The sequence below is a fragment of the Desulfoluna sp. CYM3A genome, from assembly GCF_056829965.1.
The window spans coordinates 2,421,212-2,446,444 of record NZ_CP186556.1; the positions used below are offsets into that span (position 1 = coordinate 2,421,212).

23 protein-coding genes and 3 pseudogenes are annotated in these 25,233 nt (G+C 62.3%); 9 read left to right on the forward strand and 17 right to left on the reverse strand.

Going from position 1 to position 25,233, the window contains the following annotated elements; translation table 11 throughout:
• Nucleotides 1-132 precede the first annotated feature (132 nt).
• Nucleotides 133-1,416 (forward strand): UDP-glucose dehydrogenase family protein, encoded by a 1,284-nt coding sequence (locus ACOYW1_RS12415; RefSeq protein WP_482423037.1) that lies wholly within the window; start codon nucleotides 133-135, stop codon nucleotides 1,414-1,416.
• Nucleotides 1,417-1,537: 121 nt separating this feature from the next.
• Here the strand turns inward: ACOYW1_RS12415 and ACOYW1_RS12420 are convergent, their stop codons facing one another.
• Nucleotides 1,538-1,948 (reverse strand): hypothetical protein, encoded by a 411-nt coding sequence (locus tag ACOYW1_RS12420; RefSeq protein ID WP_482416212.1) that lies wholly within the window; start codon nucleotides 1,946-1,948, stop codon nucleotides 1,538-1,540.
• Between the two features lie 315 nt (nucleotides 1,949-2,263).
• On the opposite strand from ACOYW1_RS12420, the gene ACOYW1_RS12425 reads away from it, so the two are divergent.
• The 5 genes and pseudogenes from ACOYW1_RS12425 (at nucleotide 2,264) to ACOYW1_RS12445 (ending at nucleotide 6,098) form a co-directional block, all read left to right on the forward strand.
• The gene (locus ACOYW1_RS12425; protein ID WP_482423038.1) at nucleotides 2,264-2,467 is read left to right on the forward strand and encodes an enoyl-CoA hydratase/isomerase family protein; all 204 of its coding nucleotides are present in this window, start codon (nucleotides 2,264-2,266) and stop codon (nucleotides 2,465-2,467) included.
• Nucleotides 2,454-2,753 (forward strand): annotated as a pseudogene (locus ACOYW1_RS12430) (enoyl-CoA hydratase/isomerase family protein); the annotation flags it as partial. The gene ACOYW1_RS12425 and the pseudogene ACOYW1_RS12430, both read left to right, overlap by 14 nt.
• 88 nt (nucleotides 2,754-2,841) lie before the next feature.
• Nucleotides 2,842-3,105, forward strand: coding sequence for an enoyl-CoA hydratase/isomerase family protein (locus ACOYW1_RS12435; RefSeq protein WP_482423039.1), 264 nt, complete (start codon nucleotides 2,842-2,844; stop codon nucleotides 3,103-3,105).
• 2 nt (nucleotides 3,106-3,107) lie between these two features.
• Nucleotides 3,108-5,267 (forward strand): acetate--CoA ligase family protein, encoded by a 2,160-nt coding sequence (locus ACOYW1_RS12440; RefSeq protein WP_482416210.1) that lies wholly within the window; start codon nucleotides 3,108-3,110, stop codon nucleotides 5,265-5,267.
• A 42-nt stretch (nucleotides 5,268-5,309) separates the two neighbouring features.
• On the forward strand, nucleotides 5,310-6,098 hold the full coding sequence (locus tag ACOYW1_RS12445; protein WP_482423040.1) for an alpha/beta hydrolase: 789 nt from the start codon (nucleotides 5,310-5,312) through the stop codon (nucleotides 6,096-6,098).
• Between the two features lie 232 nt (nucleotides 6,099-6,330).
• On the opposite strand, the gene ACOYW1_RS12450 is transcribed toward ACOYW1_RS12445, so the two are convergent.
• From ACOYW1_RS12450 to ACOYW1_RS12500, 11 genes and pseudogenes are all read right to left on the reverse strand, one after another.
• Complete coding sequence (locus tag ACOYW1_RS12450; protein ID WP_482423041.1) at nucleotides 6,331-7,419, reverse strand: methyl-accepting chemotaxis protein; 1,089 nt, start codon at nucleotides 7,417-7,419, stop codon at nucleotides 6,331-6,333.
• A 40-nt stretch (nucleotides 7,420-7,459) separates the two neighbouring features.
• Nucleotides 7,460-8,044: a cache domain-containing protein gene (locus ACOYW1_RS12455; RefSeq protein WP_482423042.1), complete on the reverse strand. Its 585-nt coding sequence runs from the start codon at nucleotides 8,042-8,044 to the stop codon at nucleotides 7,460-7,462.
• Between the two features lie 157 nt (nucleotides 8,045-8,201).
• The gene (locus ACOYW1_RS12460) at nucleotides 8,202-8,945 is read right to left on the reverse strand and encodes a dienelactone hydrolase family protein (protein WP_482423043.1); all 744 of its coding nucleotides are present in this window, start codon (nucleotides 8,943-8,945) and stop codon (nucleotides 8,202-8,204) included.
• A 61-nt stretch (nucleotides 8,946-9,006) separates the two neighbouring features.
• On the reverse strand, nucleotides 9,007-10,551 hold the full coding sequence (locus tag ACOYW1_RS12465) for an acetolactate synthase large subunit (RefSeq protein WP_482423044.1): 1,545 nt from the start codon (nucleotides 10,549-10,551) through the stop codon (nucleotides 9,007-9,009).
• A gap of 110 nt (nucleotides 10,552-10,661) precedes the next feature.
• Nucleotides 10,662-11,944: pseudogene (locus ACOYW1_RS12470) on the reverse strand (hydantoinase B/oxoprolinase family protein).
• Nucleotides 11,941-12,246, reverse strand: coding sequence for a hydantoinase B/oxoprolinase family protein (locus tag ACOYW1_RS12475; protein ID WP_482423045.1), 306 nt, complete (start codon nucleotides 12,244-12,246; stop codon nucleotides 11,941-11,943). The pseudogene ACOYW1_RS12470 and the gene ACOYW1_RS12475 overlap by 4 nt, the downstream one beginning before the upstream one ends.
• Nucleotides 12,247-12,283: 37 nt before the next feature.
• Complete coding sequence (locus ACOYW1_RS12480; RefSeq protein ID WP_482423046.1) at nucleotides 12,284-12,427, reverse strand: hypothetical protein; 144 nt, start codon at nucleotides 12,425-12,427, stop codon at nucleotides 12,284-12,286.
• A 12-nt stretch (nucleotides 12,428-12,439) separates the two neighbouring features.
• The gene (locus ACOYW1_RS12485; protein ID WP_482423711.1) at nucleotides 12,440-13,423 is read right to left on the reverse strand and encodes a hydantoinase/oxoprolinase family protein; all 984 of its coding nucleotides are present in this window, start codon (nucleotides 13,421-13,423) and stop codon (nucleotides 12,440-12,442) included.
• Between the two features lie 7 nt (nucleotides 13,424-13,430).
• Nucleotides 13,431-14,423 carry a hydantoinase/oxoprolinase N-terminal domain-containing protein gene (locus tag ACOYW1_RS12490; RefSeq protein WP_482423047.1) on the reverse strand — a complete coding sequence of 331 codons (993 nt, stop codon included), beginning with the start codon at nucleotides 14,421-14,423 and terminating at the stop codon, nucleotides 13,431-13,433.
• Nucleotides 14,420-14,842: an ATP-binding domain-containing protein gene (locus ACOYW1_RS12495; protein WP_482423048.1), complete on the reverse strand. Its 423-nt coding sequence runs from the start codon at nucleotides 14,840-14,842 to the stop codon at nucleotides 14,420-14,422. Before ACOYW1_RS12495 ends, ACOYW1_RS12490 begins: the two co-directional genes overlap by 4 nt.
• Nucleotides 14,829-16,259: an AAA family ATPase gene (locus tag ACOYW1_RS12500; RefSeq protein WP_482423049.1), complete on the reverse strand. Its 1,431-nt coding sequence runs from the start codon at nucleotides 16,257-16,259 to the stop codon at nucleotides 14,829-14,831. Before ACOYW1_RS12500 ends, ACOYW1_RS12495 begins: the two co-directional genes overlap by 14 nt.
• A 104-nt stretch (nucleotides 16,260-16,363) precedes the next feature.
• Here ACOYW1_RS12500 and ACOYW1_RS12505 point away from each other — a divergent pair, with 104 nt between their 5' ends.
• Entirely contained in the window at nucleotides 16,364-16,924 is a 561-nt protein-coding gene (locus ACOYW1_RS12505; RefSeq protein WP_482416203.1) for a DUF3334 family protein, read from the forward strand.
• 22 nt (nucleotides 16,925-16,946) lie between these two features.
• Here ACOYW1_RS12505 and ACOYW1_RS12510 read toward each other — a convergent pair whose 3' ends face one another.
• The 5 genes and pseudogenes from ACOYW1_RS12510 to ACOYW1_RS12530 all read right to left on the reverse strand — a co-directional run bounded on the left by ACOYW1_RS12510 (nucleotide 16,947) and on the right by ACOYW1_RS12530 (nucleotide 23,750).
• The gene (locus ACOYW1_RS12510; protein WP_482423050.1) at nucleotides 16,947-17,681 is read right to left on the reverse strand and encodes a PD-(D/E)XK nuclease family protein; all 735 of its coding nucleotides are present in this window, start codon (nucleotides 17,679-17,681) and stop codon (nucleotides 16,947-16,949) included.
• Nucleotides 17,611-19,593, reverse strand: coding sequence for a UvrD-helicase domain-containing protein (locus ACOYW1_RS12515; protein ID WP_482423712.1), 1,983 nt, complete (start codon nucleotides 19,591-19,593; stop codon nucleotides 17,611-17,613). The genes ACOYW1_RS12510 and ACOYW1_RS12515 overlap by 71 nt, the downstream gene beginning before the upstream one ends.
• Nucleotides 19,593-20,504 (reverse strand): UvrD-helicase domain-containing protein, encoded by a 912-nt coding sequence (locus ACOYW1_RS12520; protein ID WP_482423051.1) that lies wholly within the window; start codon nucleotides 20,502-20,504, stop codon nucleotides 19,593-19,595. The genes ACOYW1_RS12515 and ACOYW1_RS12520 overlap by 1 nt, the downstream gene beginning before the upstream one ends.
• Nucleotides 20,501-23,173 (reverse strand): annotated as a pseudogene (gene recC, locus ACOYW1_RS12525) (exodeoxyribonuclease V subunit gamma); the annotation flags it as partial. The gene ACOYW1_RS12520 and the pseudogene recC, both read right to left, overlap by 4 nt.
• Nucleotides 23,174-23,210: 37 nt before the next feature.
• A complete protein-coding gene (locus tag ACOYW1_RS12530; RefSeq protein WP_482423052.1) occupies nucleotides 23,211-23,750 on the reverse strand; it encodes an exodeoxyribonuclease V subunit gamma in 540 nt (179 codons plus the stop codon).
• Nucleotides 23,751-24,086: 336 nt separating this feature from the next.
• Here ACOYW1_RS12530 and ACOYW1_RS12535 point away from each other — a divergent pair, with 336 nt between their 5' ends.
• Nucleotides 24,087-24,728 (forward strand): MotA/TolQ/ExbB proton channel family protein, encoded by a 642-nt coding sequence (locus tag ACOYW1_RS12535; protein ID WP_482423053.1) that lies wholly within the window; start codon nucleotides 24,087-24,089, stop codon nucleotides 24,726-24,728.
• A gap of 15 nt (nucleotides 24,729-24,743) precedes the next feature.
• The gene (locus ACOYW1_RS12540; protein ID WP_482416199.1) at nucleotides 24,744-25,205 is read left to right on the forward strand and encodes a hypothetical protein; all 462 of its coding nucleotides are present in this window, start codon (nucleotides 24,744-24,746) and stop codon (nucleotides 25,203-25,205) included.
• The last annotated feature ends 28 nt before the right edge of the window (nucleotides 25,206-25,233 follow it).

Here is a 25,233-nt window from a genome sequence, read left to right on the forward strand (position 1 = left end):
CCCAGGTTGAGCCATACCGGAGCATGAGGCAACACGCCCGGACTTCAGGGCGGCGACATGGCAACCCAACGTTTGACCAACCTTGTCTGAAATCTGAAAGCGGATGAGGACCATCCAAACCGGGAGATCACCATGCATATCACTGTCATCGGTACAGGCTACGTAGGCCTGGTCACCGGCGCCTGCTTTTCCGAGATGGGGAACAACGTCACCTGCGTGGACGTTGACAAGACCAAAATCGACAACCTCAACCAAGGGATCCTTCCCATCTACGAGCCGGGTCTCGAAGGCCTGGTGACCAGCAACAGCAAACTCGGGCTTCTCAACTTCACAACGGACCTGGCCGAGGCCATGTCCCACTCCGACCTCTTTTTTATCGCCGTGGGGACCCCGCCGGGGGACGACGGGTCCGCCGACCTCCGCTACGTCCTGGCTGCGGCCCGGGAGATCGGGCAGCATCTCAACCGGTACGGCGTCATCGTGGACAAATCCACGGTTCCGGTGGGCACGGCGGACAAGGTCCGTGAAGTCGTTCAGGAGGAGCTGGACAAACGCGGGGTCTCAGTAGAATTCGACGTGGTGAGCAACCCCGAGTTCCTCAAGGAAGGAGCGGCCGTGGGGGACTTCATGCGCCCCGACCGGGTGGTGATCGGCACGGACTCCCCCCGTTCCGAAGCCATCATGAAGACCCTCTATGCCCCCTTCTCCCGGATCCATGACAAAATCGTCTCCATGGGAATCCGGGACGCAGAGATGACCAAATACGCGGCCAACTCCCTTCTGGCCACCAAGATCTCCTTTATGAACGAGATCGCCTTCATGTGCGAAAAACTGGGCGTGGATGTGGAAAGTGTCCGCAAGGGCATCGGCTCGGACAGCCGCATCGGCTACAGCTTTATCTACGCCGGGTGCGGCTACGGCGGGTCCTGTTTCCCCAAGGATGTCCAGGCCCTGATCCGCTCCGCCGGAGAGGTGGGCTTTACGCCCCTGATCCTCAAGGCGGTGGAGACGCGAAACGCCTTTCAGAAAAAACGCCTCTTTGAAAAGGTGGTGGAACACTTTGGGGAGGACCTGAGCGGACGCCGCTTCGGCATCTGGGGCCTTGCCTTCAAACCCGGCACCGACGACATGCGGGAGGCCCCTTCTGTGGTGGTCATCGAGCAACTGATCGCCGCAGGAGCCACGGTGACGGCCTACGATCCCGTGGCCATGGAAGAGGCCGAACATTGCCTGGCCGGGCACCTGCAAAACGGCAGCCTCATCTTAGCGGACCACCAGTACGACGCTGTCAAGGATGTGGACGCCATGCTCCTGGTCACCGAGTGGAAGCCCTTTCGCCAGCCGGACTTTGAGGCCATGAAGCGCCTCATGGCTCAGCCCGTTATCTTTGACGGGCGAAACCAGTATAGCCCCTGAGCAACTCAAAACAGAAGGCTTTCACTACGAAGGCATCGGTCGCTAAAGGGACAAACAAAAAGAGCGGGTTCGCTGTTTACCAGCGCACCCGCCCTTAAAAACCATACCCCTGCAAGGCTCGTTACTGCCCGGTGAGACCTTTTCGATTGATGCTCTTGGGGCCATCTTCCACGTATTTTGCCCCGCCCACGTATCGCCGGAGCCTCATCTGGGTCACATCAAACCGCTCCACCCGGTTGGCCATCTGGGATTCGCAGATTTTTCGCATGACGCTCTTGATGCGCTTGGGGGTGTCAATCTGATCCGGGCGCCTCTGGGTCAAGACGATGCGCATGCCGTACTCCACCTGGGACAGCTTTTTTTTCAACTCTTCCAAGCCTTTCTCGCTTTTCATGACCACCGTCACGTCAAAGGTGAGAATGGAATGATCGTTCAACAGGGTCTCGAAGTGCACGGGGTGACTGTACTCCTGTGAGGAGCAGGCAGTACAGGCAAATAGCAGCAGGATCAACCCCAATTTTTTACATGTCATAACACCATCCGTATCAGAAAAAATGACCACTCCGCAAAGACGCCCCACCGCCCGCATACTCAATAATAACCGGGCCCACCAAACCAGAAGACACCCGTGACGCTACCGCAGAAACAAGGACCCGAATCGTCGTCTATTAGTCAAACGACATCCCGGGTGAAGTACTGAACTTTGGAGGAAAGGGTTGCATGTTTGATTGAAAATTGCAAACGTTCTGTTTGACGGAGAGATAACGCCTTTGGTAAAATTTTGATTTATCGGTCAATTACACCACACACACGGTTTTCATCCCTCTCCCCGGCCCGTTTCCGTCGGTTGAAACCAGTATGGAGGCTTCATATAGCCCCTGCCACCGTGCTCTTCGAAGCCCGGGACAACACCGGCATCCTGCGTCTCAACCGGCCCCACCGCATGAACGCCGTCATTGAACGCATGTACGAAGAGCTGGGGTCTGTCCTGGACTCTCTCTCTTCAGACCTCGCCATCCGGGCCCTGATCATCACCGGTGCCCCCCCGTAACTCAAGCCGCCACTTCCCCCGCCCCCCCAAAGAGGCCTTCTGCGCAGGGGCGGACCTCAAGCACCACGCCGACGGGCAGCGAACCGCCGAAGAAAAAAAAGCCTACATTGAACTGGCCCATGCCACCTGCCTCAAACTCCGAACCCTTCCCCTGCCCGTTATCGCGGCGGTCAACGGGCCGGCCAGGGGGGCAGGTACCGAGCTGGCCCTTAACTGCGATTTCGTCATCATGGCCGACACAGCCACCCTGGGGTTTCCCGAAACCGGCCTCGGCACCATGGTGGGGGGCGGTGTCACCCGCCACCTGGAGCGCATCGTGGGCCTTGCACGGGCCCGGGAGCTCATGCACAGAAACTCTCACGGGCCCCGAGGCCATGGAGACCGGCCTGGCCCTTGCCAGCGTCCCCCAGGATCACCTGATGGAAGAGGCCCTGGCCCTTGCCGCACGCATGGCCGACAAAGCGCCCCTTTCCATGGCCCTTGCCAAATCCCTCATGGAACGGGCCCCCGCCCTCACCCTGGAAGAGATCTACGACGAAGAGACCAAGGCCATCATTGCCTGCATGAAGAGCCGGGACTGGCAGGAGGGCATTGACGCCTTTAAAGAGAAGCGCCGACCCATATTCAAGGGGGTATAGCCATGGAAGACCTTCATCGCATACTCAACGCAGACTCCGTGGCCGTCATCGGCGCGTCGCGGGATGAGACCAAACGGGGCTACCAGGCCGTGGCCACCCTGAAGAAGAGCGGGTTCGAAGGGGGCATCTACCCGGTCAACCCACGGGAACGCCGCGTCCTCGGCCTGAGATGCTACGCCGATGTGGAGGAGATCAAAGAGCCGGTGGACCTGGCCCTCATCACCACACCCGCCTCCACGGTCCCGGGTCTCCTGGCCCAATGCGGCCGCAAGGGCATTGCAGGTGCCGTCATCATTGCAGGGGGCTTCGGCGAGATGGGCCCCCAGGGCAAGCACCTGGAGGACGAGATCCTGGAGACGGCCCGGGCTCACAAGGTGCGACTGGTGGGGCCCAACACCTCGGGCATCATCAACATGTGGACGGGACTCAACCTGGTGGGACTCTCCAACGTCCCCAAAGGAGACATCGCCCTGCTCACCCAGAGCGGCAACATCGCCCTTCACCTCATCACCGAGGCCACCCTGCGAAGCCACAAGGGCTTTTCCTATTATGTGGGGGTGGGCAATGAGTCGGACATCCATTTCGACGAATACCTGGAGTTTTTCCGGCACGACGAGAAGACCAAGGCCATCCTCATCTATGTGGAGGGGCTGCGGGACGGCCGCACCTTTCTCCAGCAGGTCTACAAAACCTCCCGCCAGAAACCCATCATCCTGCTGAAAAGCGGCCGGACCTCCACAGGGCAAAAATCGGCGGGGTCCCATACCGGGGCGCTGGCAGGCATCTCCGAGGTGGCCCGGACCTCCTTTGAGCGGGCGGGAATCATCAACATCGAACACCCGGACCAGCTCTTTCCCGTGGCCGAGACCCTCTCCAGCCTGCCGCACATCCGCAACAGAAAGGTAGCCATCCTGGCCGACGGGGGCGGGCACGCCACCATCGCCTCGGACCTCCTCACTGACCTGGGCCTTGAAATCCCCACCCTGTCAGAGCGGTCCCAGGCCAAACTGCGAGAGATCCTGCCCCACAACGCCTCGGTATCCAACCCGGTGGATGTTGCCGGGGGCAGTGACGCCAACCCCGAAATCTTTGCACGCTGCGCCAGGATCATCTTAAACGACGCCAACGTGGGCGGTCTTCTCATCGCCGGGCTCTTCGGGGGCTACGCCATCCGGTTTGCCGAAAAGCTCCGGTTCCTGGAAGAGGACGCAGCCCACCAGATGGGCAAACTGGTCCAGAGATCGGGCAAGCCCATTGTCCTGCAAAGCCTCTACAATTCGGTGAAACCCCACTCCCTGGAGCTCCTGCGCTACTACGGCATCCCGGTGTACGAATCCCTGGACATCGCCACACGGTGCGTGGGGGCCCTTTCCCGCTACGGCCAGTACATCTCCGCCTACAAATACAAGACCACCTTTGAATTCAACTGGGGGGCCAAGGCGAAAAAAAAGGCCGTCAAGCTCATCCACAACGCCCGGGCTGAGGGCCGCCGCTATCTCTTTGAACACGAAGCCAAGGAGATCCTGCGCAGCCACGGCGCTCCGGCCATGCGGGAACACTTGGCCAAAACCGCCGACGACGCCGTACGCCTGGCCGAGGAGATCGGCGGGGCCGTGGTGCTGAAAATCGTCTCCCCGGATATCCTCCACAAAAGCGACGCCGGCGGGGTGCGCCTCAATCTGGAAAACGAGGACCAGATTCGCAACGCCTTCCATCGCATCATCGACAACGCACGGGAGTACAAGCCCGACGCCGTCATCAAAGGGTGCCTGGTGGCCAGCATGAAGAAAAAGGGGGTGGAGGTAATCATCGGCACCAAAATCGACCGACAGTTCGGCCCGGTGGTGATGTTCGGCATCGGGGGGATCCTGGTGGAGGTGGTGCGGGATGTCTCCTTCCGGGTGCTGCCCCTTTCACGTACCGCTGCCTCGCGCATGATCGACGAAATTAAATCCGCCCCGATCCTCAACGGATTCAGGGGATCTCCCGCCCTGGACAAACAGGCCCTCAGCCAGCTCCTGCTCACCGTCTCGGAGGTGATAGAGTCCTACCCGGATATCCAGGAGATGGACCTGAACCCCGTCATCGTCCATGACCAGGGCATCGACATCGCCGACGCCCGTATGATACTGAAAAAAGAGCCCGTGGTCCCCAAGGGATAGGGCTGACAGCCCCCCTATGGTCCCCAAACCAGGAGAACCGCCATGACGGAACCGTCCCCCTTTGACCGCCCGGAATTTCTGAGCCTTCTGTTTCATCCCCGCCCCGGCCTGCCCGTCCTTGAAGAGTCGGACCGCTGCTTTGATCTTTTCATCCCCTCCCATGACGGAGAACGCCTCGCCGTCCGCTGCCACCTGACGGACAAGGCGCTCCCCACCCTCCTCTTCTTCCACGGCAACGGAGAGGTGGCCTCGGATTACGATGAGGCAGCCGCCCACCTCACCGGGTGCGGATTCAATCTGGTTATCGCAGAATACCGAGGCTACGGCCTCTCCCGGGGCGAACCGTCCGTGGCCCATATGCTGGCCGACGCCAGGGCAACCTTTGCCTTTGTAAACCCATGGCTCATCAAAAAAGGGTACACAGGCCCCATGGTGGCCATGGGACGATCCCTGGGCAGCGCCCCGGCCATGGAACTGGCCGCGGCCTTTCCCGACACGATCCGTGCCCTGGTCATCGAAAGCGGCTTTGCCCGCCTCGGCCCCCTGCTGCGCACCATCGGCCTGCCCCACTGGGTGGAGCTGCCCGACGAATCCGAAGGCCCCGCCAACCTGACCAAGATCAGCACCTACCCAGGGCCGCTGCTCATCATCCATGCCCACGAAGACAGCATCATCCCCTTCCACGAAGGGGAAGACCTCTTTGCGGCCTCGCCTTCCTCGGAAAAACAGTTCTTAGGGATCCGGCACGCCGGGCACAACGACATCTTCTACGTGGGATTCCGCGACTACCTGGAGAGCCTGGCCCGCCTCTCTCGTCGCCTCATGACCTGACCCAGCCCCCCAGGTTTGCCTCCGGCGGCCCTGGGGGCCAAACGTTTAAAAAGTTAGACAAACAGGTTTTATTTTTTGTGGATTCATCCCCACAGGGCATAGCCCCCTCTTCTTTTTTAATTACCGGTTTAATTACCGGAATGTTTTTGCGAAGCTTTTTCAAAAAGCGACCCGCCGCGGTTCGATTAAATGCGCTGCCCCTGCCCCCTTCGTTTCCCTTGGGATGAAGGGTTCATTGAGAATGACCGGAAACGGCAAACCCCGAGGTCAGCTCGCCGAGGGTCCTGGAAAGCCCCTCAAGCACCCGGGCGCTCTGCGCCACATTGCCGCTGCTTGCCGTTATCTGTTCGGAAAGGGCCTTGTTGCCGTGAACCGCATCCCCCATGTCACCTGCGACGCCCGTGGTGACGGCCACGGCCCGAGCGCCCTCGGCCAGGTCGTCGGTGGCTTTTTTCAGGTACCTGGAGACCTCCTGCCCGTTCGCTGTCTGGCAGGCCACGGCGTTGTCGATCCCCTGAATGCGGGACCGAATCAGGCCGATCTGAAGGGTGGCCTCCTCCATGGACGTCACCGTGGAGCAGACCGCCTCCTGAATCCGGGTTATTTTCTCACCGATCTCACGTGTAGAGACCGCTGTCTGGGCGGCAAGGCCCTTGATCTCACCTGCCACCACGGCAAATCCCCTGCCTGCGTCACCTGCACGGGCCGCCTCGATGGTGGCGTTGAGGGCAAGCAGGTGTGTCTGGTCGGAAATATCGTTGATGGTTTCTGTGATCTCACCGATGGCCGTTGCACCTTCACCGAGACGTTGGGCCTCCCGCACCGCATCTCCCATGCGCCCGGCCGCGGTTTCTGCCTCCTGCCGGGCCTCTGCTGTCTCTTCGGAGATCCCGCCAATGGCTTCGGCCATGCCCTCAACCGATTTGAAAACAGAAAGACCGTCCCGACGTGCCCCGTCCATGACCTCCCCCACCAACCGCATCTCCCTGTCCAAGGTAGCAGAGACATCACTGAGCAGAAGGGAGTGACCGCTCGCTGAGGCCGCATCCCGGGCCATGCACCCGGACAGCCGGATCAACCCTTCCGAGGCGCCGCCAAGGTGCTCTGCGTTGTCCGCAATGGAGGCAAACACATGCTGGAACCGGTCCATGATGGCGTTGACATGCCCCACAAGCCCTCCCACCTCGTCCCGGGTCGTGGCAGAAAGCCGGGTGGTCAGGTCCGCCTTGCCCGAGGCCAGCCCTTCCAGGGTCTGGGTCACCTGCCGCAGGGGGCGCACCAGTCGCCGCGAAAGCCACCCGCTCACAAGCCCGGTGAGCAAAAGGCACGCGGCCGCCGATAGCAGGAGCCCCAGCGTTTCGCTACCGCAGGGCCGCGGCCACCCCCGCCTCCTTTTCCCGGACCATGGCATCGATCTCATCCAGGTAAATCCCGGTGTGCAGGACCCACCCCCAGGGTTCGTAGAGCCTGACATAGGAGAGTTTTCGTACCTGTGCACCCGTGACCGGATGGAGCCAGGTGTGCTCGATGAACCCCTCGCCCCGGCTTTGGAGCAGCGCCTCGGTCTTCTCCCGAAACGCCGACCACAAGGGGTCACCCATCTCCTCGATCTGCATGAGCTCCAGGGAGGTATCCGAAGGGTGCATCATGACCATGCCGCTGCGGTCCATGATACCGAAACTCTCTATCCCTTCGTTGCCGAACCGCGTTGCCGAAAGGGCCCGCAGGGCATCTTCGTAAAAATTGGCGGTCTCAAAAATCGAAAGGGCAGACAGGACAAGGTCCTGGATCCGCCCTTTGCGCTCTTCCAGCATCTGCAGCCGGAACGATGCCATCTCCGTGCGACTGCGCTCCCTGAGGGACGCCGTCGTGATCAGCACCGTGACCACGGCAAACACCGTCAGGCACACCGTCACCAGCGCGAGGTTCTTCTTTGCAATACTCACCACATCCTCCTTCACAGACCCGTTCAAAAAAATCCCGTTGTCTCCCAATACGTTCAAGGTTGAAGAACGGTATACGGAGCCCGTGTGAGGATTTTGTAAGGGCCATGTGAGGCTATGGTGAGGATCCCCGTCGTTAAAGGCGTTCAGGGGCTTTGGGTCAAAGGGTTTTCAGCCGGAGAAACGTCAGGAACCGCTCCCATGACCTCCGGTCCGCTTCGGGCCGGTACCGCTTGCTGTCAAACACGGTAAAGGCATGGGGTGCGCCCCCGTAGGTCACCATCTCATGGGCAACCCCGGCCCCTTCAAGGCTCTCCGCCAATTCGGCAAAGGAGTCCATGGGGATGGCGTCATCGGCGGTGCCGTGCATCACGAGGATCTCTCCTCTGACCCGGCTGTAATCCTGTCCCTCAGGGGTGGAGAGCCCTCCATGGAACAGGACAAACCCCTTGAGGTCTGCACCGGAACGCGCCAGCTCCAGAACCGCGGCACCGCCAAAGCAGTACCCTGCCGCCACCGCGTTTCCGGCGTTCGCCCCCAGGGAAGCGGCTTTATCCAAAGCCCCGTTCATCAGGGCCCGCATTTTACCCCGGTCTTTGTAAAGCTCGCCGGTGTGCTCCCTTCGATCCTGCACCTTGGTGGGACGGATCCCCGCCCCAAAAAGGTCCGCCGCAAAGACGGCATACCCCTCCTCTGCCAGCATGCGGGCACGGGTCACCTCATACGCAGTCAACCCGTCCCAGTCGTGGAGCAGCAGAACAAGGGGGGCGCCCTTTTCCGGTGACACATAATACCCTTCGTAATCCTGCCCGTTCACCTGGTAGCGAACCGACTTCCCGCTGTCGGCAAATGCCGATGCAGAGACCACGAGGGCCGCAAACACACACACAAGGTAACGCATCATTCGCGCCTCCAATTTACCCCCGACAAAATACCAGGGACTTTTAAGCCATGAGACCGTTGGGTTAGCCAAGAACCGCCTCTACAAGAAAAGGGCCCGGCTCTTTCAGGGCCGTCTGCAGGGCTGCCACGAACGCTTCGGCGGTTCGAACCGACAGGGCGGGCACCCCGAACCCACGGGCAATCTCCGTCCAGCCGATGTCGGGTCGCGACAGGTCCGTCAGGCTCTGGGTCATGGGTCCTGGATCGGTGTTGCCCGCCCGGGCCACCTCCAGCTTAAGGATGTCGTAACTCTTGTTGGAGCAGATCACGGTTTTGATGTTGAGGTTCTCCCGGGCCTGGGTCCAGAGCCCCTGGACGGTGAACAGGGCGCTCCCGTCGGCCTGGAGGTTCAGGACGGGACGATCCGGGCAGGCCAGGGCCGCGCCGATGGCCATGGGGATGCCGCAGCCGATGGCGCCTCCGGTAATGGTGAGGGTGGTGTGGGGGGAGACGTTTGCCGCCAGGGGATGGTAGAAGAAACCCGAGGTGATCCCCTCGTCCACCACAACCGCCTCCTCGGGCTGAAGGGCGGCAAAGGCCTGCCCAAGGGTTTCCAGGGTCAACGGCCCCTTGGGAAGGTCCGGCAGGCGGTACTCGGGCACAGGACACAGGGGGGAATCCGCGGAGAGGCCCAGGGCATCGGCCAGGTCCTGGAGAGCGCGGCCCACATCCGCTTCTGGTTTGCAAAGCGTGCTCTCCCGGGCCTCCTCCACCAGACGACCGCTCACCCCCGGGTACCCGAAAAAGCCCACGGGAGAGGGAGCCCCCACCAGCACCACCAGATCATAGGGCGCCAGCGCATCCCGTGCCGATTCCGGGAAATACGGAAGCCGTATGGGGCTGGGCATGCCCGCCCCCCGTTCGATGCGGGCGGCAAAGGTTTCATGGAATAGATCCGCCCCGCAGGCTTCGGCCACCTGGGCGGCCAGGCGCAGCCCCTCACCACCCAGGGCCTGGCCCCCCAGAAGAAGGGCTGGTTTTTCTGCGCGGTTCAGGGTACGGGCAACAGCCGCAACAGTCTCCAGCGGCACGGTCTCTCGCCTTGCCGCGGACAGCATGGACAGGTCCCCTTCCACGTCCGCGGACTGAAGGTCATGGGCAAAAACAAGGTGGGAGATGAGCCCGCGGGTGGCTGCCCCGTAGCATTCGGCAAAGGCCGTGCCCGCATCCGCGGCTTCGAGCACGGTGCGCACATGGCCCGGAAGGGCGGCGGCCAGGGCCTCGATGGGCATGGCAAGGGGCGGATCAAAGGGTCTGTGGGCCGTGGTGTGTTCGCCGATGATATTGATGACGGGGCTTCTTGCCCGCCGGGCGTTATGCAGGTTGGCCATGCCGTTGGCGTATCCCGGGCCCAGGTGCAGCACGGTGAGGCCCGGCACCCCGGCCATGCGCGCATACCCGTCGGCAGCACCGGTGGCCACGCCCTCAAAGGGGCAGAGGACCGGCCTCACCCCCTTTACCCGATCAAAGGCCTCCACCAGGGGCATCTCCGTGGTCCCCGGGTTCACAAAGCTGTAGCGTATCCCTGCGGCTCCCGCCGCGCTGAAGACAAGGTCTGCGGCTCGCATGGTCCCTCCCGTGGGTATGGGTTCTTCCGTCAACAGGTTTCCCCTTCAACAGGTCCTTCAGGGAAGATAAGCATACATCCCGGAATAACAATGCAATCCTGCGATGCGTTTTACTTGGCATCGCCATATCCGCCGCCGCCCGGTGTGAGAATGCGAAGGCGCTGGCCCGGGGCAAGATGCACCTGATTTTTTGACCCGAGGTTCAAGGGGGAGCCATCGGTGCGGATCAAAAGATTTTGACCGGGCTTGCCGGGCTCTCCGCCCTTGAGGCCGTAAGGCTGAAAAACGCGACGTTCGGAGGATGGCAGCGTCCAGAAGGAGCAAGGAACTCCAGGTCCCGGATGAGGCCGTCGCCTCCCTGATGGACGCCCTCACCGCCGGAGCCCTTTCGAATGGAGAACTCACGCAGGAGCACGGGGTATCGACGCTCAAGGATCTCGGGGTCGGTGATGCGGGTGTTGGTCATGTGGGTGTGGACCCCGGACTGACCGTCCCAGGTGGGCCCGGCCCCGGCGCCGCCCCCGATGGTTTCGTAGTAGCCAAAGGTCTCGTTGCCGAAGGTGAGGTTGTTCATGCAGCCCTGGGAAGCGGCGGCCGTGCCAAAGGCCTTGAGGACCACGTCGGTGATGCGCTGGGAGGTGAGGACGTTGCCCCCCACCACCGCGGCATCCGGTGAGGGGGCAAGGAGAGACCCCTCGGGGATATGGATTTCGATGGGCACCAGGCACCCGTGGTTCAGGGGCAGGTCTTTTTGGATGAGGCAGCGCAGGCAGTAGAGAATGGCCGAGGTGGTGACGGCCTTTGGGGCGTTGACGTTGCCCCACACCTCCGGGCCTGTGCCGGTAAAATCAAAGCGGGCGCTACCCTCACGCCTGTCGATGGTGAGGGCAAGGGAGATGGGGGAGCCGTCGTCGAGGTGGTCCGTGGCACGCACCGTATCCACCTCGGCCATGCCGTTTTTCAAGGAGAGCTCCTTCAGCCGCTGCCGCACCGCTTCCTCGGCGGCGCTCTGCACGTGGGCCATGTACGCCTGAACCACGTGCAGGCCATCATGGTCCACCATCTCCAGAACCAGGGCGATGCCTTTCTGGTTGGCCGCCACCTGGGCCCTTAAGTCCGACAGGTTGTCGGCCAGGAGCCGGGTCCCGGAAGCGGGCGGAGACCCGGGTTCCCTTTGGGCCTTTGCCGGAGCCATGAGCAGCTCACGGATCCCCTCTTCTTGAAACACCCCGTTTTCCACCAGCTTGAAAGAGGTAATGCGGGCCCCCTCCTCCCCAAGGGTCTTAGAGTGGGGAGGCATGGACCCCGGCGAGATGCCGCCGATGTCGGCGTGGTGGCCCCGGGAAGCCACCCAGAAGATAATCTCCCCTTCACGAAAAACCGGTGTGATCACCGTGATGTCCGAGGGCGCCCGCCTCCGGCCCCGGGGTCGTTGCTCACCAGCACGTCCCCTTCCTTGAGATCTTTTCCCCGCATGCGGATCTGGGCCTTCACCGCCTCGCTCATGGCCCCCAGATGCACGGGAAGATGGGGGGCATTGGCCACCAACTCCCCGTGGGGGCCGAAAAGGGCACAGGAGAAGTCGAGGCGCTCCTTGATGTTGGTGGAGACCGCCGTCTTCTGGAGCATGCGCCCCATCTGCTCGGCGATGGACATGAACAGGTTGCTGAAGATGGACAGACGCACGGGATCCACGGAGGTATCAGTGGGCGGGAGGTCATCGACTCCGACGTCAATCGACCATCTGATAAGGGGAAACCCTTGCCGTGCACCCCGGCTCCACCACGATGGTGGTGGTCTCATGGACAATAAGGGCGGGGCCCCAGAAGAGACGTGCCCGGGCCGAGGTCATCCAGTCGGTAAAGCGGGGTGCCACCGGGTCCCAAGATCAAAAACCACAGGTCACCCGGTTCAAAAGGGGATAGCGGGCCCCGGCCGGTGCCATGGGGTGCCTGCGGGCGCCGCGGACCTTGCCCCTGGCCCGCACCCTCAGGTCGTCCACCACGATCTTTCGGTCCTTGAGGGTAAACCCGAACTCTCGGCTGTAACGTTCCAGAAAAGCAGAAACATAATCGCCATCACCAGGACACGCCACCATCAAGGCCGTGTCCGTGCCCTGGTAGCGCAGGTTAAGGTACCGGGTGCACTGAATCTGACGTGGTGAAAACCCTTTTGCCGCGAGTTCTTTTGCCGCCTCCTCCTCCAGGCGATCCAGGTCCCTGTCCAGGCGCGCCAGGTTTTCGGACGTAGCCTCGGCTGATACGGGAGTCTGTTTTTCCGTCACCACATCGGCCATGCCCATGCCGTAGGCGGAGAGCACGCTGGAAAAGCGATGCACAAACACCCGGGACATCCCCAGGGCCCGTGCCACGGCGCAGGCGTGCTGGGGCCCTGCCCCGCCAAAGGCCGCCAGCACATGATCTTTGATGTAAAAGCCCCGCATGACGGAGATCTCGCGGATGGGGCGCACCATCACCCTGCTTTCGCTACCGGACCGACCCGAATGCCACCTCCTCCACGGAGAGGGCGGGCTGTCCCTTGGCCGCATAAAAGGCGTTGACCCGAATCCCTGTAAGTTTGGGGAGGCATGAATGGACGCCTCCCGATCCAGGGGCAGGTCTTCGGTCTCTCCGAAGATGCGGGGAAAGTGTTCCGGCTGGATGCGCCCCAGCACCAGGTTGGCGTCGGTCACCGTGGCGTACCCGTTTTTGCGGTAACAGACCGGGCCGGGATGGGCCCCTGCGGACTCCGGCCCCACCAAGAACATCCCGTCCTCAAAAAAGAGACGGCTTCCGCCCCCTGCGGCCACGGTGCGGATATTGAGCTGGGGTGCCTGGATGCGCACCCCTGCGGTTTCGGTCTCAAAGGTCAGGTCGTAGTCACTGCCTACGGGAGACGCCCAGGTGCTCCCACTTCAAGTCCAGAACCGGCTGGTTCTCCTCTTCCCTGCCGGTGGTCATGGCGTATCCCACCACCCCGCCCGCCGGACCCGAGAGGATGGCCCTGCTGCCGGTGAAGCTGTCGGCGGAGGTGAGCCCCCCGTCGGACTGCATGAAGAGGCAGGTTTCGCCTTTAAGCGTCCCTTTAAACCCCTTTTTGAACCCATGGAGATAGTAGCGGATATGCGGCGTCAGATAGGCATCCACCAGGGTGGTGTCGCCCCGGGGCACCAGCTTGATGCGGGGCATCACAGACGAAGAGAGGGAGACCTGGGAAAAGCCCAGCTCCCGGGCAATGGCCCCAATCCTCTCTTCGTGGTCGGGCCAGGCGTAGGCGTGGAGCAGGACCACGGCCAGCGAGTCGATGCCCCGGCTGCGCACCGCCGACAGCTTTGCCCGGATATCGGCCTCATCCAAAGGGGTTCGGACCACCAGGCGATCCCCGGTGCGGGCCGTCACCACCGGTCCTTCGGGACCCGTTGGGGAGCCCTTGTCATGGTCCGAGAAGAACCGGAGGCGCTCGTCAGCCTCCACCACCTCGGTGTAGAGCAGGTCGGGTTTGCGGATCTCCAGGTCAAAAATACGCGGGCGATCCTGATTTCCGATCTGCAGGACATCCCGAAAGCCCCGGGTCACCACAAGGGCCGTGGGGGCCCCTTTGCGCTCCAGCAGGGCGTTGGTGGCCACGGTGGTTCCCATGCGGATCCACTCGATGGCCTCCGTGGGAACAGCCTCAGGCGAAACCGGGGCGCCCGTTACCTCCTCCAGGATGCGCCGGATACCCTCCCTGGGGGCGTCCGGGTAATTGGCAGGGTCCTCCGAAAGGAGCTTGATCACGCGAAACCCCGGCTCCCCCGGAACCTCAGCGTACACATCGGTAAAGGTCCCACCGCGATCGACGGAAAATCGGAACAACCCTGTCCCTTTCATCATCCCCCCTTTTTCCAGAGCAGCTCCCGGAGCCCCGAGGCCCGCTGGGTTCGCCTGCCCAGTGCTTTATCAAGAATCTCGGGCGCGCTCCACAAAGCCACCTCTTCCCGGGCCCGGGTGATGCCCGTGTAAACCAGCTCCCGGGTCAGCACCGGAGCATCACTCTCCGGAAGCACCAGCACAACATGGGTGAACTCCGAGCCCTGGCTCTTGTGAACCGTCATGGCAAACACCGTCTCCACCCTGGGCAGCCGGGCGCTGTGGATATACCGCATGCCCCCGCTTTCGTCCGGAAAGGCCACGGCCAGCTCTCCGTTCCTGCGCACCGTGATCCCGGTGTCTCCGTTAAAAAGCCCCAGGGTGTAATCGTTTTCCGTCACCATCACCGGACGGCCCGGGTACCAGAGTTCACCCCCGCCCAACCCCAGGCAGCGCTCCACCAGGCGGTTGATACGCCCGACCCCGGAAAGGCCCTTGCGCACGGCACAGAGGATGCGAAAGCGGTCCAGGGCTGCCAGCATCTCCCTTGGGTCGCTGAGCCGCCCGTACCCGGCCAGGTGGCGTCGCACCTCGGCCTCCAGCCACTCTTCGACGCCCTTCCCCATGGAGGGGCCGCACAGGCAAAACCCCTGGGCGGTGATACCCGCCAGAGCCTTTGCATCCCCCCGGTTGGCTGCGCCCGCGGCCTGGCCGGTACGCCGGGCAGGCCCCAAGCTGTAAGTTGGCCAAGGGTGGGCCACCGGCATCAAGGGGAGGCTTATGCCCGGTGGAGAGGCGACGGCCCGTGAGTTCGGTGAGAACCTTGCCCTGGGCTTCGGAGACCGTGTCTCCCTTTTTTCCGTAGCAAAGATCCCCCATGACCGAACCTGCCTCCACAGACGCCAGCTGGTCCCGGTCCCCCATGAGGATCAACCGGGTGGAGGGGGCCAGTGAGCGAACGAGCCGCCCTATGAGGGGCAGGTCCACCATGGAAGCCTCGTCCACCACCAGGATATCGCATGGCAGGGTCTCCCCGCTGCGAAAAAGCTCCCGACTGCCGCGCCCCAGGCTGCCCAGGAGCCTGTGGATGGTGGCCGCTTCCCTGGGAAGGGCAGCTTTGACCGCGTCACTCAACCCAAGCCGGTCCACAGCCCCTGCCACGGATTCCATGAGACGGGCGGCGGCTTTGCCCGTGGGCGCTGCCAGGGCAATGACCGGGGCGCCGCTGAATCGCCTCCGGTGCTGCTCCACGAGCAGGGCCAGGATCTTGGTGACGGTGGTGGTCTTTCCTGTTCCCGGTCCGCCGGAGATCACGCAGAACCGTGTCACCAGGGCCACGGCCGCCGCCAGCTTCTGCCGGTCGGGCTCGCCGTCGGAAGGCCCCGGAAAATAGCAATCCAGTCCCTCTGTAAGGGCGGCGATCTCCTCACGCCCGGGCTCATCCAGCCGGGTTTCCATGGCCATATACCGGGCCACGGCCTGCTGGAACCGGTGATACCGTCGCAGGTAGAGCCGATCCCGCCCGTCCAGAACGAGAAGGGTCTCATCATCCTCCCCACCGGCTGCGCCCAGGGCACGGAGATGGGCTCCCCAGGCCGCGCCGTCCTTCTCCCAGGTGCACCCGGCAACGTCAACCCCTGCAAACCAGTTCAAATCCACACAGACATGCCCGTGACGGCACTCCCGGCTCACCAGGGCCGCAGCCAGGAAAACGGCCTGATCCTGCCCGTGTTTTTTCGCCAGAAACGACGCAAAACTCACATCCGTCAGGGAAAAGCCCTGCTCCGTCCATGACTCCCAGCCCGAGACCCCGCCCGGTTCTTCTTCCACCTGTCCCATGGACTCCTGCTTTAAATTCATTGGATCATCTCTTCCCCGTTGTGGTAAACTGCGCCACGGCATGCGGCCGCCTGGCCGAACAGGCCGGTAAACATTCTTAACCCATCAGTACGACAGGCATAATCATGAAGCTTGAAGAATCATCGTCCATCGACATCATCGCCGCCGTCCTCTCCGAAGCGGTGTCCCATGTGCTGGAGATCAGCACTCGCAAATCCATTGCATGCGCAGGAACCCTCCAGACCATCCCCAAGCTCATCATGCGGCCCGACATCAGCTGCTTTGTCCAGCTCAGCGGTGACTTCAACGGACTTATTGTCTTTAATTTCAACGACCGCACCGCCGTCAAGCTCTACCGAAGCTACATGACCTCCATGGGCATTCCCGAAGGAGATCTCGTCAAGGACTTCACCTCCAACGAGGTGACGGACAGCATCGGTGAGATCTTCAACCAGGTGGTGGGTGACTTCACCCGCCTCGTCGAAACCGAATTCGGCCTCTCCATCCTTCGGGGTCAGCCCAAGGTCCTGGCTCTCACCAGCGCCATCACCCTCACCATCGACGCGGACTACCACGAAAACCGGCGCCTGGCCTTCTCCATCGACAACGACCGCTTCCAGGCCGAGCTGGCCCTTGAACAGACCCAATTCACCCGCCTTCCGGATTTCAAGCGCCCGTCGTCATAAGGAGGCGCCGGAGGCTTGTTTCTCAGGCCTGGCATTCAATGAGCAGCTCATCGAGTTCCCGGATGCACCCTTCTTCGGGCCGATCAAAAAAGACCCCGTTGCCGGTTCCGTCTACCCCGCGTAGAAACAGGTACCAGGACCCGGCCATGTGGGTATCGTAATCGTAGGCCTCGCCCAGCTTCAGGGCGAGGTGGCGGTTGAGGGCCACGGTATAGAGAAGATACTGAAGGCCGTAGTGATGCTCCCCCATGGCCTTTGCCAGGGCCTCTTTTCCGTAGCGTTCCGGGCTGTTTCCCAGATGGTTGGACTTCCAGTCGATGATGCCGAAGCCTTCCCCCACCTGAAAGATCAAATCCACAAACCCTTTGAGGTACCCCTGCACCGGGGAAAAACGAAGCCCCTCCATGATGAGCTCCCCGTCGTCAAAGGAGCCGTAACCCCAGCGGTTCAGCACCTCGTTCAAGGCCTCTGCGCTGACACGTTTCAGGGGAAAGGTGAACTCCATCTCGTGGAGACGTGAACCGGCCGGCACCTCCCTCAGGACAAACGGGGTACCAAAGGACTCAAGGGGTGTTGACAGCACCTGGGCCACCATGGTGGAGACAGGCTCTTCCCAGTCCTCCGGGTCGTACCCGTGCCGGGTAAGCAGATCGGTACAGGCCGCGTTCCTGGCCTCATCGTCCGCGTCAAAGGGGATGGCTCGAATAGAGGGGTAACGGCATGAAGGTGCCCGGCGTGGCCCCTTTGGGAAAGGCAAAGATGCCTTCAGGGGGAATCTCGTCGTCGGGTTTTGCGTGGGCCCTGGCGTCGTGATCGGCCTCGCCGCTCTCTCTGCCCGAAGAGGCAAGCCCGGAAAAGCTGGTGACCACCCGGGGTTCCGGCGGGGTCCCTTCAAAGCGGCGCGCCGGTGCCAGCTCGGTGCTGTCTTCCTTGAAGGACAGGGTCTGCACCTCCTCTTCCGGCTCACAGAGTCGGACATCCACGGCCCCTTGGGACGCGGCAGCCACCTCGTGGAGATGGGTGGCCAGCTCGTGTTCGCCCAGGGCGCTGATAAGGGAGGCTGCCTCCGGGGCGCTTGCGCTCTCCGGGGCGTGAAGCAGCCGGGCCATGGCGCTGCGTTCCATGCCCTTCACCCGCCCCCAGGGGATCACCATGTGGTGCCTTGCCCGGGTGAGGGCCACGTAAAGCAGGCGAAGCTCTTCGGCCAGGGATTCCCCGGCGGCCAGGGCCATGTGCTCTTCCAGCTCTTCGGAACCCGCGTCGTACACCAGGCGCCCTTCCTCCCCGTGATAGAGCGCCCCGCCCTTGGGCTCCCGGTACCCCATGAAAGGAAAGGGCAAAAACACCACGCCGTACTCCAGGCCCTTGCTCTTGTGGATGGTGACGATCTGCACGGCCGTGCGGTCGCTCTCCAGGTGGTAGCGATGCTCCTCCAGTCTTGGCGAGGCCGGCAGTGCATGGGACAGCCCCCACCTCAAGAGACCCTCCGGTGAGAGGCGCCTTGAAACGGACTCCCGGTGCAACAGCTCCATGAGGTGCTGCATGTTGGTGACACGGCGCTCGCCCTCGGTGATGCCCACAAGGCGCTCATAGGGTTCCTCTGCCTTGATGAAGCCCCGGATCATGGCCATGAACCCGTCCTCCTTCCAGAGGGCATGCCACTCCGCAAAACGAACGCTCCAGCGCTCCAGGTCCCGGGGGGATTCGTCCAGGGCGGCCAGGGTGTCGGCATCCAGGCCCATGAGGGTGGTCCCAAGGGCCGCCTTGATGAGGGAGAGACGCCAGGGCCGGAGACAGGCGGCAAGGAACAGGGCGGTCTCTTCGGCCTCTTCGCTGTCAAAGATGTTGCCGGAGCTGTAGAGAACGGCATGGATTCCCAGGGAGGTCAGGTGATTTTTCACGGCCCGGGCCTGGTCGTTGGTGCGCACGATCACCGCCACATGCTTTTCGGAGAGGGGGGCCTCACCGATGCGGGCCCTGCCCTGGCGCCCAAGGCTGAGCAGGGAGACCATCTCAGAGCCGCACAGGTCGATGCACAGGTTCTGGGCCGCCTCCTTGGAGAGGGGTTTCTCCCCTGCCTCGAACCGCTGGACCACCATGGCACTCACCGGTGATCCGTCTATGGTCAGGGTCTCTTCATCCTCGTCCCCTGCGCTTTTCACCGGAGAAAAGTGGATCTGCTCAAAGAGAAAGGGGGAGGTACCCCGGGAGAAGAAGGTATTGACCGCCCGCACCATGCCCCGGGTGCTGCGGTAGTTCACATCCAGGGTGTACCCTTTTTCCGCTTCTCCGGCTGCCCTCAGATAGGCAAAGATATCGGCCCCCCGGAACCCGTAGATGGCCTGCTTGGGGTCGCCGATCATGAACAGGGTGGTCTCTTTAAAGAGCTGATCAAAGATCTCGTACTGCTCGGGGTCCGTGTCCTGAAATTCGTCGATGAGGGCCGCGTCGTAGTTTTGCCCCACGCTCCGGGCAAGGCGCTCCCCCCCATCTGCCCCAAGGGCCCCGGCCACCCGGGAGAGGAGGTCGTCAAAGCCCATGATCCCGGCCCGCTCCTTTTCCCGGTCCATGGTCTCGTCCACGTACCGCGCAAGGGCAATGCAGTGGGCAACAAGGTTCCCCTCATAGAGTGCCTTGAGTTCGTCCAGGGCTTCCAGCAGGGGCTCCATCACCGACAAAACAGGGGGTTCTCAGTGACGGCTTTTCCCTTTTTGGCGGCAGCCTGCAGGGTGGCCCGGGAGAGCTTCTCCAGGTCCTTTGTGTCGCCAAAGGGAATACTGCCGGAAAAAAGGGCACGGGCCGCAGCCCCCGCCTTTTTGTCCACCCCTTTGCGGTACTTGTTCCGGTTCAGGGCCGGGTCTGTGGCCAGGATGGCCAGGGCACTCTCCTGCTCTTCCTCCCACACCAGGGCGGCCCGTTGCTGAAGCTCGGCAAACCGCATTTCGACATCGGCCACGGGCAACGGCTCAGAATCGGGCAGAAAGGTGATGCGGGACAAGGGGGTACTGAAGGAGAGAAACGCCAGGAGTCCTTCGGGCAGGATCTTTCGATCCTTGATCCACGCCGCGTACAGGGCAGAGGCCCCCTCCACCATACGCCTGTAGTAGTCCTCCACCGCCCGCTGTTTCAAATGGTTCAGGTCGGTGACCAGTTCCATGTCCAGGGGGGAGCCGGTCTCAAAGGCGTGGTCCGACAGAAGGCGCCTGCAGAACCCGTGAATGGTAAAAATGGCTGCCTCGTCAAAGTTGCGCAGGGCGGCCCTCAGGCGACCGGCCGCCTCGTCCCGGCCCTCCTTTTCGGAAAACAGGGTAGCGTAAAAGGGATCCTCATGGGGCGCCCCTTCCAGGAAAGAGAGGGCCTCGCGCAGCCGTCCCCGGATCCGCTCGGCCAGCTCCTGGGTGGCGGCTTCGGTGAAGGTCACCACCAGGATGCGGTCCACGGAGATCTTCTCTTCCACCACGAGACGCAGGTACAGGGCGGCGATGGTGTAGGTTTTTCCGGTTCCGGCGCTTGCCTCGATGAGGTTCCGACCGGAAAGGGGTGTGGCTGCAAGGTCCAGGGTTGCCAGGGTATGTGTCATTGTTCGGTTGCCTCCAGCATGGGGCGGAAAAGAAGTTCAGCACATCGCGCAAAGGCGGGCTCTGCAAGGGGATCCCGTCCCCGCACCGCCGTCCGTATCCAAGGATCGTTGAGGTCTGCCATCACGGAGAAGGCATTTCCGTAAAACGCGGAACGTGCCTTTGCCATGGCCTTGGCCTCATCCCGGGTCTTAGCCAGCTCCCGGGCGTAGGTTTCGGAGGCAAGGGGGAACAGGGGCAAGAGCGCCCCCTCCCCTGCGGCAAAGAGCCGGACAAGGTCTTCCAGACACGCCCTCGGATTGGGGGGCACCACCATGGAGGCGATCTCTGCCCCTCCGGTTTTGCGATCCAACCCCACCACAACGGCACGGGACACGGCCATGCCGGACTCGGCGGCCATGAGGAGTCGCACCCAGGCGGAGATCAGGTCCCTGCTGCGGACCTTGCCGAAGCGCCCCGCCACCAGGGTCTCCCCAAAAAAGGGCCCCACCTCGCCCGACAGAGCGACACCGGAAACTTCAGCCCACCGTCGCTCCACACAGGGTTCGTTTCCATCCACCAGAGATGCCACGGCCTCGGCCACGGCCCCCGCCTCATGGGTCAGTTCCCGAAGCAGGTGGGCCCCCACTTCCCCCCTGGGAAGGATCCCCATGCCGGAGACCACGCCCTGGGCTTTTTCTAAAGCGTCCCCCTTCAGGGCCCGTTCAAACAGAAAGGTCCCGGCCCGATACCGATCCAGGCCGGTGAGGGTAAAGGGTTCGCAGCTCTCCGGGGCCTCCTCCCCTCCCCCCAGTTCCATGCCGAGCCCCTCCCGAAGGAGATACCGGCAGGGGTGGGCAAGAAATGCCTCCAGGGCCTCAAGGGAGAGCCCCGGGGGCAGAACAGGGGCGCTGTCCGGATCGGCAAGACGCGCAAAGGGAGGGGGCGGCACCGGTACCTGGGCCATGCGGCCTGCCACACGGCGACTGGCCGCATCAAAGGTAAACAGCCGGGAATCACCGGGCTGGAAACAGCTGCCGGAAAAGGGGTGCAGGGGATGGGCCACCACAACCTGCTCCGAGGCCGCCCCGCCGGTCATGCCGTCCACGTAGTCCAGAAGCTCGGAGAGCAGCACCGAGGGCTGAAGGGTGCTGTTGTCCCGGATGCTCTGGCCGGTGTAGCTCACCCAGAGGGTCTCGCGCACCGAAAGGAGGATCTCCAGAAAGAGGTAGCGATCGTCCTTCCGCCGGGATCGATCCCCCCTGCGCGGGGAGGCGGCGATGAGATCAAAGCCCGGGGCCTTGTGCTGGCGCGGAAAGGTGCCGTGGCCCATGCCCAGGATGGCAATGACCCGAAACGGGATGCTCCGCATAGGGAGCATGGCGCAGAAGGTGACACCGCTGGTGATAAAGCCGGATACCGGGTCCGGTGCGGCCAGGGCGGTCTTGAGGATAAAGCGCACCACGGGATACTCCACGGGTTCTCCGTTTTCCGCCTCCTCCGCGGCATCGCCCATGCGGTTCAGGCAGTCCCGGATCCCCTGGAGCCCTTCTCCGGCCCCCTCGTCATCGGTGAGAAAGGTCCCCAGGACCCACTCGAAAAAATCGACCCACTCCCGGGCGGTCCGGGATGTTTCCAGGCCCTTGACATAGGCTGTCAGGCTGGACAGGAACCAGTTCAGGCGCCCCAGGAGCACCCCGTGTTCCCCCTCCACCGGACCGGCCGGAAGGATCCCGTCATAGAGGTCCGCCTCTTCGTCCCCCACGGCATACCCTGTGAAGAGCCGGTCAAAGCCAGCCTTCCAGCTGTTGCCGTCAAAGGGGGAAAAGCCTTCGGCCCCGCGCTGGGAGCCGTCCACGCCCCAGCGGACCGAGGTCTCCCGGATCCAGCTGCCCACCCGCTCCAGGTCCCCTTCGTCCACGGCAAAAGCGCTTCGAGATCCTGCGATCTGCTCCAGAAGCTCCAGAACACCCCCTGCCTCAAACCGGAACCCGGCAAGGTCCAGGAGAAGGAGAAGGGCCTCCACGGCCCGGTCCCCGCTGCCGTTGGCCTGGTCGGCAATGGAAAAGGGAATACGGATGCCCCCTTCCACACGCCTGCTGAACACCGCCTCGATGACGGGGGCATAGGTGTTGATGTCCGGGGCCATCACAAGGATGTCCGAGGGTTTCAGCTCCGGGTCCTCATCCATCATGGCCAAAATGGCGTCCCGCAGCACCTCCACCTCCCGCAGGGGGCTGTGACAGCTGTGGATGCTCAGGGAGGTGTCGGACGGGTCCAGCACAAAGGGCTCCCCATCACCCCGGGAGCGATCCTGAAGATGATAGATATCGGACTGCACAGCCCCCAGCAGGGTCTCCCCTTCGGGTTCCACAAAGAGGGGAAACTCCTCCAGGCCGCGTTCGGCCATCATGTCGAAAAACTCACGTCCCTGTCCCCCCATGGACGCCAGGAGCGGGTTGCCCCCCTCCATGAGAAGGGTTTCGTCCTCCCCCTGGTCGAGGCCCTGTTTCTCCTTGAGACGCCGCTGCTCCGAGTCGGAGAGGATGTCTCCCCAGTACTGGGGGCAGGGGTTGAGCAGAAAGAGGTTGACCTGGCACACCTCCGACAGGGCGGTGAAGAGTTCCATGTGAAATTCCGGCAGGGAGGAGATGCCAAACACGCACACCCTTTCAGGAGTTTTTTCACCTTTTTTTTCAGCAGATTCACTGAGGCCTCAGAGTCTTCCATCAGGTGAACCCGGTGGCGAAAATCCAGTGGTCCTCAAGGAGCCTCCGATAGAGGATCGCCTGGAAATCATCCCCTTCCCCCTTTTCCCACTCCTTGATCATGTCCGGCCGGTAGGTCAGGTACTGGTCCAGGGTGTCGGCCAGGAGTTCGGAGATCTGATACCGCTTCAGGGCATCGCCGTCCCCGCCAAGAAAATGGGCCACCTGGGCAAAGGCGGGCTGCGCCGTCCACGCAGAGAGGTTCCCCATGATCTTCCAGGCCGCGCTCTTGGCGTCAAACCGCCTGGTGTCCGCAAGGCCCGGCACGGCCAGGGCAAACATATCCTGGAGAAAGGCGTTGGGAAACCGCCAGAACACATTGGCGCAGATCCCGTTGTTGCGGGCAAGGGCCAGGGAGAGCCATCGGGCCATGCCCTGGCTCTGAAGCACCACCACGTCCTCTTTCAGGGGGTTGCCCGTGGGGGCTTCCAGGATCTTGGAGAGCCCCATGGCAAGGATTTCCAGGCGATTCCCCGTAAACAGATTCAATCCAGCGTCCATGCGCGTTGGTCTCCGATACCGTCAATAATTCATCGTTAAAGTAAGCCTTGTGTTGATATGCCACTTGCGCCCCACGGACGCAAGATGCCATTTTGACTCCGCCTCCATGTTACCGCTACGGGGCCACCCGGGCCGAGAGGCCCGCTACAGCAGGCTCGAACCCAAAATAGTATTGACAATACAGGCCTTATCACCTAATTTGCTTACCTGAGTTTACAATGATTACACAGAGAACATACATTTCACACCGACAACACGGCAACACCTTCGCAAGAGGGCATCACGGCACGCGCAGCGCAGCTTACGCACCACCGACAACCCACACCCCGAGGCCGTATGGAATTTATCGTTCACATCTTCAAACTCTACCCCAACCTCATCAGCGACCTTGTTCAGGGGGTGGTGTACATCGGCAGTACCCTGCTGTTCCTCAACGCCCTGTGGCTGATTGTCCTGGCCTATCGCCATGCCCGCCTGATCAAGGAGAACGAGCTCATGGCCCTGGCGGCGGACCCCGCAACCCTCGACGACCCCCTGATGACCGCCGCCGTCAAGACCCTCCGCTCCGCCCACGACGAGCATAAGGCCACGGCCTACCCGGTCTCGTTCCTCATCGACGCCACCCACCAGATGATGGAAAACACCTACCACACCCGCTACATCAACAAAATCACCATGATCACCAACCTGCTCCCCCCCATGGGGTTCATCGGCACCATTTTCGGGATGATCATGATCTTCCTGGCCAAGGGAGATCCCAACAGCGACCTCAACACCACCGGACTCGGAGTGGCCCTCTTCACCACCCTCATCGCCCTCACCTGCTTCGTGATCCTCGAGGTGTTCAAAAAAAGCCTCATCAACCTGGCCACCTCCCGCATTGAACGGGCCCTTGGGTACCATCAATCCATTTGTGAAATGACAGCCCCGGCAACGGAAGACGCCCCTCTGTCCGCAGACGCGGCCACCACCCCATAACATCCGGCGAGCACCATGAGATACGACGATTCAAAAATCTGGCTCTTCTCCTTTGCCGACCTGGCCTTTCTGCTCCTCATCGCCTTTACCCAGGCCTCCACCATCGGCAGGAACCCCGTTCACATCGGCGAGATGACCATCCCCAAGGTGGTGGATGCCCAAACCATTTCCAGCCTGGACCAGCCCCGGGTGTCGTACCAGATCCGTGTCCTCAAGCCCACCATCCCCGAAACCACGCCGTTTCAACTGGTGACGGTGGTGGACGGCGTGCTCCACGCCGATGAACACACGTTGAACGCCCAGGACCTGAGCGATCGCCTGACCCAGATGCTCCGTGAAGGGAAGAACCGCCCCATGCTGGTTCCGGACCAGTTTTCCCTGAGCAAGGACACCTTGATGGCCATGTCCCTCATCGAAAAAATCTACGACGACCACGGCAAACGCGTCACTGTCCGAAAAATCTCCGGGATGCCATAGAGCCCGGACCGAAAAAAAAGATCAGAAA

What these genes read in the sequence shown, in the direction of transcription:
- ACOYW1_RS12445 (WP_482423040.1), top strand. Translation starts at nt 5,310, where the DNA reads ATGACGGAACCGTCCCCCTTTGACCGCCCGGAATTTCTGAGCCTTCTG.
- ACOYW1_RS12465 (WP_482423044.1), bottom strand. Translation starts at nt 10,551, where the DNA reads ATGCGAGCCGCAGACCTTGTCTTCAGCGCGGCGGGAGCCGCAGGGATA.
- ACOYW1_RS12520 (WP_482423051.1), bottom strand. Translation starts at nt 20,504, where the DNA reads ATGACACATACCCTGGCAACCCTGGACCTTGCAGCCACACCCCTTTCC.
- ACOYW1_RS12415 (WP_482423037.1), top strand. Translation starts at nt 133, where the DNA reads ATGCATATCACTGTCATCGGTACAGGCTACGTAGGCCTGGTCACCGGC.
- ACOYW1_RS12435 (WP_482423039.1), top strand. Translation starts at nt 2,842, where the DNA reads ATGGAGACCGGCCTGGCCCTTGCCAGCGTCCCCCAGGATCACCTGATG.
- ACOYW1_RS12420 (WP_482416212.1), bottom strand. Translation starts at nt 1,948, where the DNA reads ATGACATGTAAAAAATTGGGGTTGATCCTGCTGCTATTTGCCTGTACT.
- ACOYW1_RS12515 (WP_482423712.1), bottom strand. Translation starts at nt 19,593, where the DNA reads ATGGAGCCCCTGCTGGAAGCCCTGGACGAACTCAAGGCACTCTATGAG.
- ACOYW1_RS12540 (WP_482416199.1), top strand. Translation starts at nt 24,744, where the DNA reads ATGAGATACGACGATTCAAAAATCTGGCTCTTCTCCTTTGCCGACCTG.
- ACOYW1_RS12505 (WP_482416203.1), top strand. Translation starts at nt 16,364, where the DNA reads ATGAAGCTTGAAGAATCATCGTCCATCGACATCATCGCCGCCGTCCTC.
- ACOYW1_RS12530 (WP_482423052.1), bottom strand. Translation starts at nt 23,750, where the DNA reads ATGGACGCTGGATTGAATCTGTTTACGGGGAATCGCCTGGAAATCCTT.
- ACOYW1_RS12460 (WP_482423043.1), bottom strand. Translation starts at nt 8,945, where the DNA reads ATGATGCGTTACCTTGTGTGTGTGTTTGCGGCCCTCGTGGTCTCTGCA.
- ACOYW1_RS12440 (WP_482416210.1), top strand. Translation starts at nt 3,108, where the DNA reads ATGGAAGACCTTCATCGCATACTCAACGCAGACTCCGTGGCCGTCATC.
- ACOYW1_RS12490 (WP_482423047.1), bottom strand. Translation starts at nt 14,423, where the DNA reads ATGATGAAAGGGACAGGGTTGTTCCGATTTTCCGTCGATCGCGGTGGG.
- ACOYW1_RS12535 (WP_482423053.1), top strand. Translation starts at nt 24,087, where the DNA reads ATGGAATTTATCGTTCACATCTTCAAACTCTACCCCAACCTCATCAGC.
- ACOYW1_RS12500 (WP_482423049.1), bottom strand. Translation starts at nt 16,259, where the DNA reads ATGAATTTAAAGCAGGAGTCCATGGGACAGGTGGAAGAAGAACCGGGC.